15 protein-coding genes are annotated in these 16,432 nt (G+C 57.2%); 9 read left to right on the forward strand and 6 right to left on the reverse strand.

Annotated features, from left to right (window positions below):
* Positions 1-185: 185 nt before the first annotated feature.
* Positions 186-1,565, forward strand: coding sequence for an amino acid permease (locus tag M495_RS20495; protein ID WP_020828586.1), 1,380 nt, complete (start codon positions 186-188; stop codon positions 1,563-1,565).
* Positions 1,566-1,630: 65 nt separating this feature from the next.
* On the opposite strand, the gene M495_RS20500 is transcribed toward M495_RS20495, so the two are convergent.
* Genes M495_RS20500 through M495_RS20510 form a run of 3 tightly spaced genes read right to left on the reverse strand, consistent with a single transcriptional unit; the run spans position 1,631 to position 6,206 of the window.
* A complete protein-coding gene (locus tag M495_RS20500) occupies positions 1,631-2,869 on the reverse strand; it encodes a cytochrome c (protein ID WP_020828587.1) in 1,239 nt (412 codons plus the stop codon).
* Positions 2,866-3,420 carry a (2Fe-2S)-binding protein gene (locus M495_RS20505; protein WP_020828588.1) on the reverse strand — a complete coding sequence of 185 codons (555 nt, stop codon included), beginning with the start codon at positions 3,418-3,420 and terminating at the stop codon, positions 2,866-2,868. Before M495_RS20505 ends, M495_RS20500 begins: the two co-directional genes overlap by 4 nt.
* Positions 3,417-6,206, reverse strand: coding sequence for a xanthine dehydrogenase family protein molybdopterin-binding subunit (locus M495_RS20510; protein ID WP_020828589.1), 2,790 nt, complete (start codon positions 6,204-6,206; stop codon positions 3,417-3,419). The genes M495_RS20505 and M495_RS20510 overlap by 4 nt, the downstream gene beginning before the upstream one ends.
* Before the next feature lie 204 nt (positions 6,207-6,410).
* Between M495_RS20510 and M495_RS20515 the strand changes: the two genes are divergently transcribed.
* Both M495_RS20515 and M495_RS20520 read left to right on the forward strand, forming a co-directional pair.
* Positions 6,411-6,995 (forward strand): nucleotidyltransferase family protein, encoded by a 585-nt coding sequence (locus M495_RS20515; protein WP_041414950.1) that lies wholly within the window; start codon positions 6,411-6,413, stop codon positions 6,993-6,995.
* A gap of 7 nt (positions 6,996-7,002) precedes the next feature.
* Positions 7,003-8,049, forward strand: coding sequence for an XdhC family protein (locus tag M495_RS20520; protein ID WP_020828591.1), 1,047 nt, complete (start codon positions 7,003-7,005; stop codon positions 8,047-8,049).
* Here the strand turns inward: M495_RS20520 and M495_RS20525 are convergent.
* Both M495_RS20525 and fumA read right to left on the reverse strand, forming a co-directional pair.
* Positions 7,973-8,839, reverse strand: coding sequence for a helix-turn-helix domain-containing protein (locus tag M495_RS20525; protein WP_020828592.1), 867 nt, complete (start codon positions 8,837-8,839; stop codon positions 7,973-7,975). The genes M495_RS20520 and M495_RS20525 overlap by 77 nt on opposite strands.
* 169 nt (positions 8,840-9,008) lie before the next feature.
* Positions 9,009-10,655 (reverse strand): class I fumarate hydratase FumA, encoded by a 1,647-nt coding sequence (gene fumA / locus M495_RS20530; RefSeq protein WP_020828593.1) that lies wholly within the window; start codon positions 10,653-10,655, stop codon positions 9,009-9,011.
* Positions 10,656-11,017: 362 nt separating this feature from the next.
* Here fumA and M495_RS20535 point away from each other — a divergent pair, with 362 nt between their 5' ends.
* From M495_RS20535 to ruvX, 6 genes are all read left to right on the forward strand, one after another.
* Complete coding sequence (locus tag M495_RS20535) at positions 11,018-11,530, forward strand: SprT family zinc-dependent metalloprotease (RefSeq protein ID WP_041414952.1); 513 nt, start codon at positions 11,018-11,020, stop codon at positions 11,528-11,530.
* Positions 11,531-11,681: 151 nt separating this feature from the next.
* On the forward strand, positions 11,682-12,377 hold the full coding sequence (gene endA, locus M495_RS20540) for a deoxyribonuclease I (protein WP_020828595.1): 696 nt from the start codon (positions 11,682-11,684) through the stop codon (positions 12,375-12,377).
* 186 nt (positions 12,378-12,563) lie between these two features.
* Positions 12,564-13,295: a 16S rRNA (uracil(1498)-N(3))-methyltransferase gene (rsmE, locus tag M495_RS20545; protein WP_020828596.1), complete on the forward strand. Its 732-nt coding sequence runs from the start codon at positions 12,564-12,566 to the stop codon at positions 13,293-13,295.
* 10 nt (positions 13,296-13,305) lie between these two features.
* A complete protein-coding gene (gene gshB / locus M495_RS20550) occupies positions 13,306-14,256 on the forward strand; it encodes a glutathione synthase (RefSeq protein ID WP_020828597.1) in 951 nt (316 codons plus the stop codon).
* A 155-nt stretch (positions 14,257-14,411) separates the two neighbouring features.
* The gene (locus tag M495_RS20555; RefSeq protein WP_041414955.1) at positions 14,412-14,975 is read left to right on the forward strand and encodes a YqgE/AlgH family protein; all 564 of its coding nucleotides are present in this window, start codon (positions 14,412-14,414) and stop codon (positions 14,973-14,975) included.
* Positions 14,975-15,397, forward strand: coding sequence for a Holliday junction resolvase RuvX (ruvX, locus tag M495_RS20560; RefSeq protein ID WP_020828599.1), 423 nt, complete (start codon positions 14,975-14,977; stop codon positions 15,395-15,397). Before M495_RS20555 ends, ruvX begins: the two co-directional genes overlap by 1 nt.
* Here the strand turns inward: ruvX and M495_RS20565 are convergent.
* Complete coding sequence (locus M495_RS20565) at positions 15,394-16,416, reverse strand: type IV pilus twitching motility protein PilT (RefSeq protein WP_020828600.1); 1,023 nt, start codon at positions 16,414-16,416, stop codon at positions 15,394-15,396. The genes ruvX and M495_RS20565 overlap by 4 nt on opposite strands.
* Positions 16,417-16,432 lie beyond the last annotated feature (16 nt).

Below are 16,432 nucleotides of genomic sequence, written 5' to 3' on the forward strand. Positions count from 1 at the left end.
TGCTGAAATCTTAATCACTCACCCTATAAAGCAGGTGCAAACTGACGCGCATAACATTATTCTTTGCCAAACGGTAGCGGCTCCGTGGAATTAATAGATATAACGCCGTAAATAAAATAAAACACACATCGTAACCACTGCTTTACAGCATGTGAGTAATTCTGCAACGACAGAGGGTTTCATTGATGGATGGTCAACAGCATGGCGACCAGCTGAAGCGCGGCCTGAAAAACCGCCATATTCAGCTTATTGCTCTAGGGGGCGCTATTGGTACCGGGCTATTTCTCGGGATCGCGCAAACAATAAAAATGGCCGGTCCTTCGGTCATTCTCGGCTATGCCATTGGCGGCTTTATCGCATTTCTGATCATGCGCCAACTGGGTGAAATGGTAGTGGAAGAGCCGGTCGCCGGTTCGTTTAGCCACTTCGCCTATAAATACTGGGGCAATTTTGCCGGCTTTGCTTCCGGCTGGAACTACTGGGTGCTGTATGTATTGGTGGCGATGGCGGAACTGACCGCGGTCGGTATCTATGTGCAGTACTGGTGGCCGGAGATCCCAACCTGGGTATCGGCGGCGGTGTTCTTCCTGGCCATCAACGCCATCAACCTGGCGAATGTTAAGGTCTACGGCGAGATGGAATTCTGGTTTGCCATCATCAAAGTCGTGGCGATTATCGGCATGATCGTGTTCGGTGCCTACCTGCTGCTCAGCGGCCTGGGCGGCCCGGAAGCCACCGTAACCAACCTGTGGGCACAGGGTGGGTTCTTCCCGAACGGCGTCATGGGGCTGGTAATGGCAATGGCGGTGATCATGTTCTCGTTTGGTGGGCTCGAGCTGGTGGGTATTACCGCCGCGGAGGCCGACAACCCGCAGAAAAGCATTCCCAAAGCCACCAACCAGGTGATCTACCGCATCCTGCTGTTCTATATCGGCTCACTGACCATTTTGCTGTCGCTGTACCCTTGGGGCAAAGTGGTGGAAGGCGGCAGCCCGTTCGTGCTGATCTTCCACGCGCTGAACAGCAACCTGGTAGCAACCGTGCTGAACATCGTGGTGTTGACCGCCGCCCTGTCGGTGTACAACAGCTGCGTTTACTGCAACAGCCGCATGCTGTACGGCCTGGCGAAGCAAGGCAACGGTCCGAAGAGCCTGCTGAAGGTGGACGGACGCGGCGTACCGGTCATCGCTATCGCCGTCTCCGCCACGGCCACGGCGTTCTGCGTACTGATTAACTACCTGATCCCCGGTCGCGCATTCGAATTACTGATGGCGCTGGTGGTCTCGGCGCTGGTGATCAACTGGGCGATGATCAGCCTGGCGCACCTGAAGTTCCGCGCAGCCAAGAACCGCGAAGGCGTAGAGCCGAAGTTCAAGGCCTTCTGGTATCCGTTCAGCAACTACCTGTGCCTGGTGTTTATGGCCGGTATCCTGGTGATCATGTATCTGACGCCGGGCATTCAAATCTCGGTGTTGCTGATCCCGGTTTGGGTGGCAATTTTGGCCATTGGCTATATCGTCAAGCAACGTAGCCAGCGTGCAATGAGCGCAACCAGCCGCAGCTAGTTCACGCCAAAAACAAAATGGCCCGCAGTGTAAAACTGCGGGCCATTTTTTTAGCCTGACTTAGGCTATTTCTTGCGCAGGGCCTTCACCTGCTCGGCGGTGATATCCGCCGGCAAGCCCCCCCAGGTTACGCGCAGATAGTTCACCAGCTCCGCCACTTGCGCATCGTCCAGACGTTCGCCAAAGGCCGGCATGCTCTGCATACTTTCGCCGTTGGGGAATTGCTGCGCCGGTAAACCGTCCAGCACCGAAACAATCAGATTCTTGGCATCCGGTTGGCGCAGCGTGGCGTTATCGCGCATCGCCACCGCTACGTGTGGTTTGCCCTCACCTTCCCGTGCATGGCAGCCGGAGCACTGATCCAGATAGCTGATACGCCCGGCATCGCTGCCCTGGCCGATTTTAACCGGCACTGCGGCCGGCGGCTGTTCACCCATCAGATAGGTCGCCAGTGCTTGATGGTCTTCCGGCGTCAGATGACGGGTGCTGAGATCCACCACCATGTGCATCTCACTGAACGCAGATCCCTGAGGTGCCATCCCGGTTGCCAGGAAACGGTTGAGGTCATCCGGCGTCCAGCCGCGCTGGGCCAATCCGTGCGGCGTGATGTCCGGTGCCATAAAGCGCCCCAAATCGCCCCCCTGCATCGGCTTGCCAAGATTCATCTGCCCCAGCATGCCGCGTGGCGTATGGCATTCCCCGCAGTGACCCAGCGTATCCGCCAGGTAACGGCCGCGTTGCCACTGCGCCGAATTGCCTTGTGAACTGGCTGGCAACGGCGCCTGGCTGCGGAACAGCAGGTTCCAACCGATCAGCGCCATGCGTTGATTAAACGGGAACGGCATGTCGTTTTCAGGAATGGCAACATCCACCGCCGGTCGGGTCATCAGATAGGCGTAGATGTCATCGGCATCCTGGCGTGAAATACCTTTATACGAAGTATAAGGCATCGCCGGGTACAGATGACGCCCGCCCGGTGCCACACCCTGAGTCAGCGCCAGGAAGAAATCGTCTTTGGTCCAGCGGCCAATGCCATGATCGGCCGAAGGCGTCAGGTTACTGCCATAGATAGTGCCGAACGGCGTCTCCAGCGGATAGCCCCCGGCCAAGGGCGCGCCGCCGCTGGCGGTATGGCAGGCGGCACAGTCGGCGGCCTGCGCCAGATAGCGACCGCGGGCAACCTGTTCCGTGCTGGCGGTTACCTGCTGCACCGGGCCATCGTAACGGCGGTTTTCACGCCACCACAGCACGGCGATGACGATGATGACCACCAGCAGGATCAACAGTGCGAGACGTTTTTTCATTGCGCCGTCTCCTTCAGCAGGCCCGGGGTTTTGAGCACCACGTCGCGAACCGCTTCATAGTAACGAACATAGCCGGTACAGCGGCAGATATGGCTGTCCAGCGCCTGCTCAATGGCGCTTTCCAGTTGCTCACGGGCAATGGGTTCACGCTTGAGTTTTTCCACAAAAATGGTGGCGGCATTGACAAAGCCCGGTGTGCAGTAGCCGCACTGGAAGCTGTAATGCTCCAGAAACGCCTGCTGGATAGGTGACAACTCCACCACTTCGCCCTGCGCGTCCACCTTGGCATGCCCCTCTACGGTGCGGACTTTTTTGCCGCTGAAGAAGTGCGCGCCGGTGATACAGGTACGCACCTCTTCGCTGGTACCGCTTGGGTGATCGACAATTGCTACGCAGGCGTGGCAGATACCCTGCCCGCAGCCAAGACGCGATCCGGTCAGGTCGAGATACTCGTGCAGGAAATCGATCATCATCAGCCCTTCAGGTACGTCGATCGGGCCGTATTGCTTTTCGTTGATGGTCAGGGAAATCGGCTGGGTTTTGATGCTCATTGTAATACCTCACGAATATTTTCTGCACGAACGGGCAAATCACGGAAACGGTGGCCAGTGGCGTCGGCGATGGCGTTGACCAGGGCCGCGACCACCGGGATCATCACCACTTCGGCCATGCCTTTGGGCGGATCGGTTTCCGACAACGCGGGCAGGATGTCATCGGTCTGCTTCCAGACCGCCACATCGCTGGCGCGTGGCAGGTGGTAACGGTTAAAGTTCCAGGTACCGTTACCGGGCCCGTCTTCGTACAGCGGTAAATATTCGTGCAGTGCATGACCAATTCCCATCGCCAACCCGCCCTGCAACTGGCCGGAAACCAGTTCCGGCACAATCAGGTTGCCGCACTCCATGATCGAATGGTGATTCAGCAGTTCTACCTGGCCGGTGGCGATATCCACCGCCACTTCCGCCAGGGTTCCGACGGCACTGTAATAGGTCACCGCCGCGTTATTGCGTTGAGTCGGGGGATAATAGACCTGATTACGTGGCAGCGTTTTGAACTCGCCACCGGCGTTGCGCACAGCCAGGCCATCAATCGGCAGGCGTTCGCTATTGCCGCTCAGGGTAAAGTCCGCTTCCGCCCACTGCCAGCGGTTGAATACGTGCACCGCCGCGCCTGCGATCCCGCCCATCTGGTAAAGTTGTTTTGCCAGCCGCTCCAGGCTCAACACCTCCATACCGGCAGCGGTCAATCCCCCCTCCACCCAACGCGCATCCTCTCGGCGCACCACTAAAGGTGCCGCCTGGCCGCCACCGGGGCCGGATTGCCAAATGGCCATCGCTGCCGGCCACAGGCCATGATCGAATATCAGCCGCGCCGCTTCGCGCGTACTGTGCGAGAAGTAATACGCCGAGTTGCTGGCGCTGGAAGGTGAGCAGTAGCTTGGCGTCCAGGCCGGATTGGTTTGCAACCGATCCTGATCGGCCTGCGACATAACGTAGGGATCGCCACTGGTGACCATCGGCAGCACAGACCAGTCGGTCACCGAGAAGTGAGCCTCGTCTGCCGGTTTGCCCAGCCACTGTGCGCACAACACCGATTGTGAGGTCGACATGCCGGTGCCCATCTCGGCACCGCTGTGATGCAGCATAATGCGCCCGTCTTCTCCCAGCTCGACGCGGGCGAATGAAGTTTCGGCACCGGTACCGAAGTCTTTTTGCACGCAGCCAAAGCCTACGCCATAGCGTTTGCCCGGATGCTGGCTTTCAAACTCCGCCTTGCGCTTGGCGCGTTGCAGCCACATCTCATGCTTCGCCGCCTTCTCCAGCACTTCATCGGCGCGAATAGCCCCGGCAGGAATGGCCCCCTGCGTATTTTTCATGCCGGACTTCAGTACGTTGCGCAAACGGAATTCAATCGGGTCAATCTTCAGTTCGGCAGCCAGCTCATCGACCATCATCTCGGTGGCGGCCATACTTTGCAGCGTGCCGTAACCCCGTGCCGACCCTGCGTCGATAGCGCGCGAAGCCAGCCCCACCGCAGACAAATCGCTTTTCGGGAAGTAATAAATCGACTGCGCCGCGGTCGCCGCCACCATCACCACCGAAGGCGTAAAGTTGCTGCGGCCACCGCCGTCTGCCGTCATCTCACCATGGAATGACTGCAGCACGCCGGTTTGGCGGTTTACCGCAATGCGGTAATTCATGTCGAAGGCATGGCGTTTCAGCGCAGTCTGGAACTGTTCGAAACGGTCGTTGGCCAGCCGAACCGGGTGCCCGTCGCCGTACATCGCCGCCACCGCGCCGTAATACGGGAAATTAAAGTGATCTTTCGAGCCGTAACCGACGGTGTAGCATGGGTGCAGAATCAGCTGTTTAACCGGCGGATTGCGTTTTGCCAGCATGCGCGGCATTTCATCGGCCACTTCCTGCGGCGATTGAGTCGGCACCACCAGATGCAGCGTTTGCGTCTCGGCATCGAACCAGCCGTTGGCGTTGTCCGGCTCCAGCGCGGAGGTGTCGACGGACTGCGTGGTATAGCGGCGTGACATCACCAGCCACTCATCCGGCGGCGTTTTCAACTCATCGGCAATCATGCCGGCGTAATACATGCCTTCCTGATCCAGCTTGCCGCCTTCGCGTCCTTCCGGCCAGACCGGCAGGTGTTTCTTCATCGAAACCGGGAAAATCGGGGTATCCTTCAGGCTGGAAAAACGGTCGTCATCGAACGGCTTGTCTCCCCCCACCCGCACATAGCGGAAAGTGCCCCAAGGGTCGCGCTGCAGCGGACCGGTTTGCGCCCCGTATTTAATCGTGCCTTCGCGGAATTTCAGCTTGTCTTTGGCAAAGCGGAAACGGGCAAAATCGTGATAAATCAGGATTGCCACCGCCTGGCCCAGGTAAGCCGGGGTTTTGCCAATCGGCAGCAGCATGTCGTCGCCGTAAAATGCCGGGAAGGCTAGACCGTCGCGCGCCAAATCCTCGGCGGTTACCAGCCGATCGGGCTGCAGGTCGTCGCCCAGCAATGAGAGATCGATACCTTCGAACAGCTTGTCTGCTTGAGTGACGCGCAAAATAAAGGCGTGCGCCTGCTGCTGTGGCCAGTGCGGCATATCCACCGCGCGAATATCACGGGCAAAGACCTTCTGCCCCATGACCTTGGCACGGCCATCGATACGAAAGCGTATACGTTTCTCGTGGGCATCCCAGTTCGGGGACTGGAGGATCTTCTGCTCAAACAGCGCGGCATAGGCACGGCTGTACAGGGGCGCGAGGTACACGGAGACCCCCGCTATCACGGCGCTTTTGATAAAGCGACGCCGCGACGGGTTGAAATTGCTCATAAAAAGTCCTTTGCATCTTTATTGTAGTTTTGTGTTCAGCGGTGGTGTTGCGCAAACGCTGACGACCTTGCCGTAGACGTCATAAGCATATGCTTATAACCAAAATTATGTGATGATTAACATGCGATTTTCAATAAAAACACATCTCAACAACACATATTTTTAGTAAGGTAATTAGAAGTTGCGCAAATTCGGGCGGATAAGATGACAACAGGCATAGTGATCGCCGCTGCCGGACGTGGAGAACGCTTCTCTCAGGCCGGTGGCGCAGGCAATAAATTAAATGCCGAGTTTGCGGATGCCACAGGCCGCCAACGTTCGCTATTTGAACAAACGCTGCGTCAAGCGTTGGCTTCCGGCCTGCCCCTATGGGTGGTCACCCGGCCAGACAACCGCCAGGTTCAACAGATTTGCGCCGCCTATCAGGTTCCGGTCACGCTGCTGGCCAGCGTCGGCCTTGGCGATTCCATTGCCGCCGGCGTTAACGCCACGCCGCACTGGCAAGGCTGGTTGGTTCATTTGGCGGATATGCCGTTCGTTACCCCGGCGGTTTTCCAGCAGGTAGCCAGCGCGTTGCAGCACCACGCCATTGTCCGTCCCCGTTTTGAACAACAGCCGGGTCACCCGGTTGGGTTTTCCGCTCTATTGCGCAAACAACTGAGCCAATTACGTGGCGATAATGGTGCACGCGATCTGCTTAAAGAGCAGGCGGTACACTGGCTTTATCTTGATCAACCCACTGTCGTGCAGGATATAGATCTTCCGTCGCAGCTACCGGCCAGCGAGTAACTCATCTATGCAACATCTCGATATCACCGTGGTCAGCCAGGCGATAAACTGGCTGAAACAACAACCGGTGTGGCTGTGCACCGTGCTGAGCACTTACGGCTCCTCGCCGCGATCGCCGGGGGCGCTGTTGGCCGCCACGCAGGACGGACATTATTGCGGCTCGCTGTCCGGGGGATGCGTGGAAGAAGACTTTCTGCGGCGCCTGGCGGCCGGGGAGTATCAGGCTGCCAGCCAGGTCATTCGTTACGGTGAGGGCGGTCTGGAGCCCAACGTAGCGCTGCCCTGCGGCGGCGTGCTGGAGGTGCTGATTGAGTATTTGCCGGCGGGCGACGAGAGCATCGATTACCTGACAACCCTCGCCGGCGCGTTAAACGGACACCATGCGCTGGTCAAACGCCTCACTTTGCCGGATGCCTGCGGCAGCCTGACGTTGACCGATTTCGCCAGTGCGACCCAGGTGGAACGCCGCGGCCCGCAAATTACCCTGCATATTGCCGCAGCCCCGCGTTTGCTGATCGCCGGTCTTTCCAGCGTGGCATTGTACTGCGCCGATTTCGCCAGTTCGCTGGGGTTTGAAGTGTTAGTGTGCGAGAACCGTCCGGAGGCGCTGGAAAATTTCGCCCCGCAGCTGAGATCCAACGTGACGCTACTGCGTCAGTTTCCTGCCAAGTTTATTGAAGACGGCGGCTGTCACGCCAATACTGCGATTGTCGCGCTGACGCACGATCCCCGCATGGACGATCTGACGCTAATGGAGGCTATCCATACCCCGGCGTTTTATATCGGCGCCATGGGATCGTTGCGCAACAGCGCGCGTCGCCGCCAACGCCTGCAGCAGATTGCCGAATTCAGTCCACAAGAGCTGGAGCGAATTCATGCCCCGATTGGCTTACCGCTCGGCAGCAAGACCCCGGCTGAAATCGCGCTGGCGGTGATGGCAGATATCGTGCAGCAAAAGAACCGCTCTGCCACCCCGCTCAGTCAAGGGGAGTCACCGGCACCAGGTGTTGGAGCTCAAGATGCAGCTCCTCCCGCTCATTTAGCGAATAGTTGAACATCGTCAGGTCAGGCCCTTCCCGGCGAGCCAGGCCAAGTTGCGGCAAGACCTGAGTGTACATCTGCACGATATGATCGTTCAGGGCCACCGGCTTGCCGGCATAGCAAAAACGACAAAAATCACCGGAGATATCCGGCAGCGCTTCAAGCCCGGCACCGTCACTGACCGGGCAGTCTGCCGCAACGCCCAGGGTATAATCCACCCGCACTCGTTCCCCATCCGGCACAAACTGGGCCAACGAATAGGTCAATGCCGGGCGCTCACCCAGCAGAGCATAGAACGTCTCTTTGATTTTGCTGCGGATGGGAAGGTGCGACTTATCCAGATCGGTAATGTCCAGATGGTAAGGGTAACTCTTCCCTCGGATAGCATACTGCCCCTTGGCGACCTTGACGCGATCGACCTTGATATCCCCCGGCTGATTCACCGACAGCGAGCGAACCAGATGGCTGAAGTCCTGTTTACGCGCATGGCGATAAACACTGGGAGATTCGGCAAAGTGCTTTTTGAAGCAGCGAGAAAAGGTTTGTTGGTTATCGAATTGATATTCAATAGAAATATCAAGAATGCTTTTTTGCGTATAACGCAAGGCGAAAGCGGCGAGGTACAAGCGGCGCGCGCGAATATAGGAAGCCAGCGACAAACTGGTCTGCTTTTTGAACATTCGCTGCAGATACCATTTCGAGTAGCCTGATTTGGCAGAAACGATATCCAATGACAAGGGATTGGTTAGGTTGTCTTCAATCCAGACCAGCAATTCCCTGATATGACTTTCCTGCGTTTCCATGAGTTTGCCGAACCTTCTGTTCCAAATATGCCTTTATGCGCGTATTAGTGCTTTGCGCGTAGGGTATACAGGTTAAAACATCGCGTCCAGCGGGCTACAGTAATTTACACAGGGGTTGATAAAACCTGAAATTTGCCGCCCCACTGTGGGCGGCAAATCCTTTCGGCGGTTACTTCACGCAGCGAGAACACTGGCCAGACTGGATCTTCTGGAAGAAGTCATTGCCTTTATCATCCACCAGAATAAACGCCGGGAAATCTTCCACTTCGATTTTCCAGATCGCTTCCATACCCAGTTCCGGGTATTCGACGCAGGTCAGGCTCTTGATGCTCTGCTGCGCCAGTACCGCCGCCGGGCCACCGATGCTGCCGAGGTAGAAGCCGCCGTGCTTGTGGCAGGCGTCGGTCACCTGCTGGCTGCGGTTACCTTTCGCCAGCATGATCATGCTGCCGCCATGAGACTGCAGCAGGTCGACGTAAGAATCCATGCGCCCGGCAGTGGTTGGCCCCAGTGAACCGGAAGCGTAGCCGTCAGGCGTTTTGGCCGGGCCTGCGTAATAAATCGGATGATCCTTAACGTATTGCGGCAGACCTTCCCCTCTGTCCAGACGCTCTTTCAGCTTGGCATGCGCAATGTCGCGGCCCACGATGATGGTGCCGCTCAAGGACAGGCGGGTGGATACCGGGTATTGCGACAGCTGCTTGAGGATCTCGGCCATCGGGCGGTTAAGGTCAATCTTGATTGCCTCGCCCTCACCGGCCTGACGCAGCTCCTGCGGGATAAATTTGCCAGGATTATGCTCCAGCTTCTCCAGCCAGATGCCGTCACGGTTGATCTTGCCTTTAATGTTACGGTCAGCGGAGCAGGAAACCCCCATTCCGACCGGGCAGGATGCGCCATGGCGCGGCAGACGCACCACGCGAACGTCATGCGCAAAGTATTTACCGCCAAACTGCGCGCCCAATCCCAGGTTCTGCGCTTCTTTCAGCAACTCTTCTTCCAGCGCCACGTCGCGGAATGCCTGACCGTGCTCATTGCCTTCGGTCGGCAGGCCGTCATAGTACTTGGTCGAGGCCAGTTTTACGGTTTTCAGGGTTGCTTCCGCCGAGGTGCCGCCGATAACGAACGCCACGTGGTACGGCGGGCAAGCCGCGGTGCCCAGCGTACGCATTTTCTCGACCAGATAATCCTTCAGCTTGCCCGGAGACAGCAACGCTTTGGTTTCCTGATAAAGGTAGGTTTTGTTGGCAGAACCGCCGCCTTTAGCAATACACAGGAATTTGTATTCTTCACCGTCGACGCTGTAGAGGTCGATCTGCGCCGGCAGGTTGCTGCCGGTGTTGACCTCTTTATACATATCCAGCGCGGCGTTTTGCGAATAGCGCAGGTTGTCTTCGATAAAGGTGTTGTACACCCCGCGTGACAACGCTTCTTCGTCGCCGCCACCGGTCCAGACGCGCTGGCCCTTTTTACCGACGATAATGGCGGTACCGGTGTCCTGACAGGTCGGCAAAATACCTTTGGCGGCGATTTCTGAGTTACGCAAAAATTGCAGCGCAACGTATTTGTCGTTTTCGCTGGCGTCCGGATCCTTGAGAATATCGGCAACCTGCTGCTGGTGCGCCGGGCGCAGCATAAATGAGGCGTCATGAAACGCGTGCTGGGCAAGGAGGGTTAACGCTTCAGGGGCTACTTTCAGAACTTCCTGGCCTTCAAATTCGCTCACGGAAACGTGATCGCGGCTTAACAGATAGTATTCGGTATCGTCTTTCTTCAGCGGGAACGGATCTTGATAATGGAACGGTTTATTCGACATTGATCTCTCACTTGCAACATCAGCTGCGTTAAATTCACACTTACTCAGCCAGCTCGGGGCAGGCCGCGTCAAAAAACTTCCCACACCTTACGTATTTTTAATCAGTCGGTTATTGCGCTAAATCGCATAATAACCCCTGCGTTAGAAAGGTATTTTCTCGGGATGCTTTTCAATCTTTTCTGTGAGCGCTGCGGGTACAGACTCAGCATGTACGGTTTATTATCCCGCAGTTAACACATTGATTACAATCCATCAGCGTCGATCGGGTTATCAAGGCAATGAAAAACCGGCCCGGCAGGCGGGATGAGAATTAGTTTTTCGTCTTATTGCCAGCCGTCGCGCCATTGCTTAAGCTAGCCGCAATGAACAAAGTAAGAATCCCCATAGCGCTGCAACAGGCGGTGATGCGCTGCCTGCGTGAAAAACTGCTGCTGGCGCGTCAGCATTTTTCCGTCGAGTTTCCGGAACCCAAAGTCGTTTACCAGCAACGCGGAACCAGTGCGGGTACCGCCTGGCTGCAAGCCTGGGAAATTCGGCTGAATCCGGTTTTGCTGATGGAAAACCAACAGCCGTTTATCGACGAAGTGGTGCCGCACGAACTGGCGCACCTGTTAGTCTTCCGCCAGTTTGGCCGCGTGGCCCCACATGGACGCGAATGGCGCTGGATGATGGAAAGCGTGTTGCAGGTACCGGCCAGCCGCACCCACCAGTTTGAAATTGCCTCGGTGCAAAGCAAAACCTTCCCCTACCTCTGTCGTTGCCAACAGCATCAGCTCACCGTACGTCGGCATAATCGGGTGCTTCGCGGAGAAAGCGAATACCGCTGCCGTCAGTGCGGCGAAAAATTGAAATTTATCGCCGGTGAGCCTGTTTAAGCGAAAAATCCAACCTCTGCTCCCTACGTCCCAAGTTACAGCCAGACTCCGGCGCTGGCTTGAAAAGTCACGGGGTTAACGCCCGTCGTTTGCCACTGCCGTTGACTTCCGCTACCCTGCCTGCCTTTCCAATTTTGAGCAGTTTTGGAATATGCTTCGCAAAATTTTGTTTACGGTTATTTTCACCACCGGCGCCACACAGGCGCACGGCATCAATAATTTTTCTCAGGCCAAGGCGGCAGCGGCCAAAATCAACCAAGACGCGCCCGGTTCTTTCTACTGCGGCTGCCAGATCACCTGGCAGGGCAAGAAAGGCATCCCAGATTTAAACAGTTGCGGCTATCAACCACGCAAGAACGCCCAACGCGCACAGCGTATCGAATGGGAACATGTGGTACCGGCCTGGCAGTTCGGCCACCAATTGCAGTGCTGGCAACAGGGTGGCCGCAAAAACTGCAACAAAGACGCGAGCTACCGCCAAATCGAAACCGACCTGCACAACCTGCAGCCGGCGATTGGCGAAGTGAACGGCGACCGCAATAACTTCATGTACAGCCAATGGAAAGGCGGCGAAGGTCAGTATGGCCAGTGCCCAATGAAAGTGGACTTTAAAAATAAGCAGGCCGAACCGCCCGCACGCGCTCGCGGTGCGATCGCCCGCACCTATTTTTATATGCGCGATCGCTATCAACTGCGGCTTTCCCGCCAACAGACCCAGCTTTTCGAGGTGTGGAACCGTCAGTATCCGGTCAGCCAATGGGAATGCCTGCGGGAGGCACGCATCGCTAAGGTACAGGGCAACCATAACCTCTATATTCAACAGGCTTGCCAGCAACGAAAGGGCTAAATCCCCTTCGTACTTAAAACTGCAGCGGTGTTGACTGCGTGAGCGCCCCCGAATCACTTACTTAAGTAAGCTCATCGGGATGCACTCACTTGCCGCCTTGCTGCAGCTTCAATTACTTTGGGTATATACTCTTTTTTTTCAAGCTGCAGCACTGATGACTGCATATTAGTCAGGATCGAATATTCAATGCGTATACCCCGTATTTATCACCCGCAGCCGTTAATCGACCATGCAGAAATCGCACTGAGCGAAGACGCCGCCAACCACATCGGGCGTGTACTGCGAATGAGCGCCGGCCAGGCACTGCAGCTCTTCGACGGCAGCAACCAGGTATTTGACGCCGAGATCACCCAGGTCGACAAAAAAAACGTGCTGGTGCGGCTAGCCGCCGGCCAACCGGAAGACCGTGAATCGCCACTCAATCTACATCTGGGCCAGGTGATTTCTCGCGGTGAGAAGATGGAATTCACCATTCAGAAATCCATCGAGCTCGGGGTCAATGTCATTACTCCGCTGTTTTCCGAGCGCTGCGGTGTGAAGTTGGACGGCGAGCGTCTGGCGAAAAAAATCCAGCAATGGCAGAAGATCGCCATCGCCGCCTGCGAACAATGTGGCCGTAACCGTATTCCGGAAATTCGCGAGGCGATGAAACTGGAAGACTGGTGCGCCGAGCAAGATGGCAGCCTGAAACTCAACCTGCACCCACGCGCCAACCACAGTATCAATACCCTGCCGCTGCCGGTGGAACATGTCCGCCTGCTGATTGGGCCGGAAGGCGGTTTATCCGCCGACGAAATTGCGATGACCACAGGCCACGGATTTACTGATATCCTGCTTGGGCCACGCGTTCTGCGTACAGAAACCACAGCGCTCACCGCAATTACCGCTTTGCAGGTACGTTTCGGCGATCTGGGTTAAAGGAGAAAAGATGATTAAGCTCGGCATCGTGATGGACCCTATCGCCTCCATCAACATCAAGAAAGACACCAGCTTCGCCATGCTGCTCGAAGCGCAGCGCCGTGGCTGGGAACTGCACTACATGGAGATGGACGATCTCTATCTGCACGCCGGTGACGGCCGCGCCCGCACTCGGCTGCTGAGCGTGAAGGAAGATAAAGAGAGCTGGTTCAGCTTTGGCAGCGAGCAGGATCTGGCGCTGCATGATCTGGACGTGATCCTGATGCGTAAAGATCCCCCTTTCGATACTGAATACATCTACGCGACCTATATTCTGGAACGCGCAGAGGTCAAAGGCACGCTGGTAGTTAACAAGCCGCAGAGCCTGCGTGACTGCAACGAAAAGCTGTTTACCGCCTGGTTCCCGGAACTGACGCCGGACACCCTGGTCAGCCGCAGCGCGGCGCACATCCGCAAATTCCACCAGCAGCACGGCGACATTATTCTCAAACCGCTGGACGGCATGGGCGGCGCGTCTATCTTCCGCGTGAAGCAGGACGACCCTAACCTGTCGGTGATTATCGAAACCCTGACCGAGCACGGCAGCCGTTTCTGCATGGCGCAGAACTTCTTGCCGGCAATCAAGGAGGGCGATAAGCGCATTCTGGTGGTTGACGGTGAGCCAGTACCTTACTGCCTGGCGCGCATCCCGGCGCAGGGCGAGACCCGTGGCAACCTGGCGGCCGGCGGCCGTGGTGAAGCGCGTCCACTGAGCGAAAGCGACTGGAAAATTGCGCGTGCGGTAGCCCCGACGCTGAAAGAAAAAGGGCTGATCTTTGTGGGCCTGGACGTGATTGGCGATCGCCTGACTGAAATCAACGTCACCAGCCCGACCTGCGCGCGTGAAATAGAAGCGGCCTTCCCGGTTTCCATCACCGGTATGCTGATGGATGCAATCGAGAAGCGTCTGGCAGCGAAGTAATCGAAATGCGGGTGACTTGCGTCGCCCGCCTTCCCGACCTCCCTGAATGACGCTGTCAGCCCGCGTCAACCGAGTCGCGGCTTGAAAGGCGATGGGGATAGCCGCATACTGGCGGCTGTTTAACTTCTCACCAATCAAATACCTTAAATAACACCATGAATTTACAACACCATTTTCTTATCGCTATGCCATCACTTCAGGATCCTCGCTTCAAACGCTCGGTGATTTATGTCTGCGAGCACAATGAAGACGGCGCCATGGGCCTGGTGATCAATAAACCGGTGGAACAGTTCACGGTGGAAACAGTGCTGAGCAAACTGAAGATCATGCCACAGGCGCGCGATCCGGCCATCAGTCTGGATAAACCGGTGTTTGCCGGCGGCCCGCTGGCTGACGATCGCGGTTTTATCCTGCATACGCCGTGCAAAGGTTTCGGCTCCAGTATCCAGATCTCGCCGGATACCATGATCACCACCTCGAAAGACGTACTGGAAACCTTGGGCACGCCGGAACAGCCGGAGGACGTACTGGTCGCGCTCGGCTATGCCGGCTGGGAAAAAGGCCAACTCGAACAGGAAGTGTTGGAAAACGCCTGGCTGACCATCGAAGCCGACACCGACATTCTGTTCCATACGCCGATCGCCAGCCGCTGGCGCGAGGCCGCCAATCGCCTTGGCATTGATATCCGCAGCATTGCCAACCACGCAGGACACGCCTGATGACCAACCGCACGATTATCGCCTTCGACTTCGGCACCAAAAGCATCGGCGCGGCCATTGGCCAGGAGCTAACCGGCAGCGCCCGTGCGCTGGCGGCTTTCAAAGCGCAGGACGGCTCGCCGGACTGGCAGAAGATCGAGAAGTTGCTGAAAGAGTGGCAACCGGATCTGGTGGTAGTCGGTTTGCCGCTGAACATGGACGGCACCGAACAGCCGGTCACCGAGCAAGCGCGCAAGTTCGCCAACCGCCTACACGGCCGCTTTGGCGTGCAGATCGCGCTGCATGATGAGCGTCTCAGTACCGTCGAAGCCCGCGCCAACCTGTTTGATCGCGGCGGCTTCCGCGCGCTGGACAAGGGCAGCGTGGATTCCGCCTCGGCGGTGGTAATCCTGGAAAGCTGGTTTGAACGGCAATTGGGTTAATCCCTTGGCAAAGTCCCCTCCGCGCCGCCCAGTAATCCCGCACAGATCCGCTGTTGCAGACCTTGCTCAAAGGTCTGCATGCCGGACTGCCCACCGGTTTGCAGCACGCTGGCAAGCTGATGGGTTTTGCCCTCGCGGATCATGCTGCTGACCGCCGCCGTCGCCGTCAGCACCTCAAAAATCGCCACCCTGCCGCCCCCGGGCCGACTCAACAGTTTCTGTGCAATCACCGCCTGCAGGCTACCGGCCAACTGTGCACGCACGTAGGGCTTTTCTTCCGCCGGGAAAACATCCACCAGCCGATCGACCGCCTGCGTCGCGCTACGGGTATGCAGCGTCGCCAGTACCAGATGGCCGGTTTCCGCAGCGGTAAGCGCCAGCCTGATGGTTGTGGTGTCACGCAGCTCCCCCAGCAAGATGACGTCTGGATCTTCACGCAGGGCAGCACGTAATGCGTCGTCAAAGCTGTGGCTGTCGCGGCCCAATTCGCGCTGCTGAATTAAAGAGTGTCGACTGCGGTGAATAAATTCGATCGGATCCTCCAGCGTAAGGATATGCCGCCGCTGGTGCTGATTGATGTCGTCAATCATTGCCGCCAAGGTGGTGGATTTACCGCTGCCGGTCGCGCCGGTCACCAAAATCAGGCCATCTTCCCTGCGCACCAGGGCCGGAATGATGTCTGGTGCTGCCAACGCCGCCAGCGTCGGGCACTCGCCGGCAATCAGCCTCAAGGCAAGCGAAACCCCGAGGCTTTGCAGAAAGAAATTAGCGCGCAGCCGAATATCGCCCGCAAGCGTCAGCGCCAGATCAAGCTGCCCCTGCTGTTGCAATTGCTGCCGTTGCTGGGGTTGCAGCAGCGCGTTGCACAAGCGATGCATCTTGGTCTCGGTCAGTTTTTCCGCACCTGCCAGCGGCTGTAATTCGCCATCGATGCGCAACATCGGCTGATGCCCCGTACAAAGGTGCAGATCGGAAGCATTATGCTTTACACTAAGGGCCACGAATTCACCGATATCCATATCAATCTCCTGGGTC

Source organism: Serratia liquefaciens ATCC 27592 (assembly GCF_000422085.1).
Classification (GTDB): Bacteria; Pseudomonadota; Gammaproteobacteria; order Enterobacterales; family Enterobacteriaceae; genus Serratia; species Serratia liquefaciens.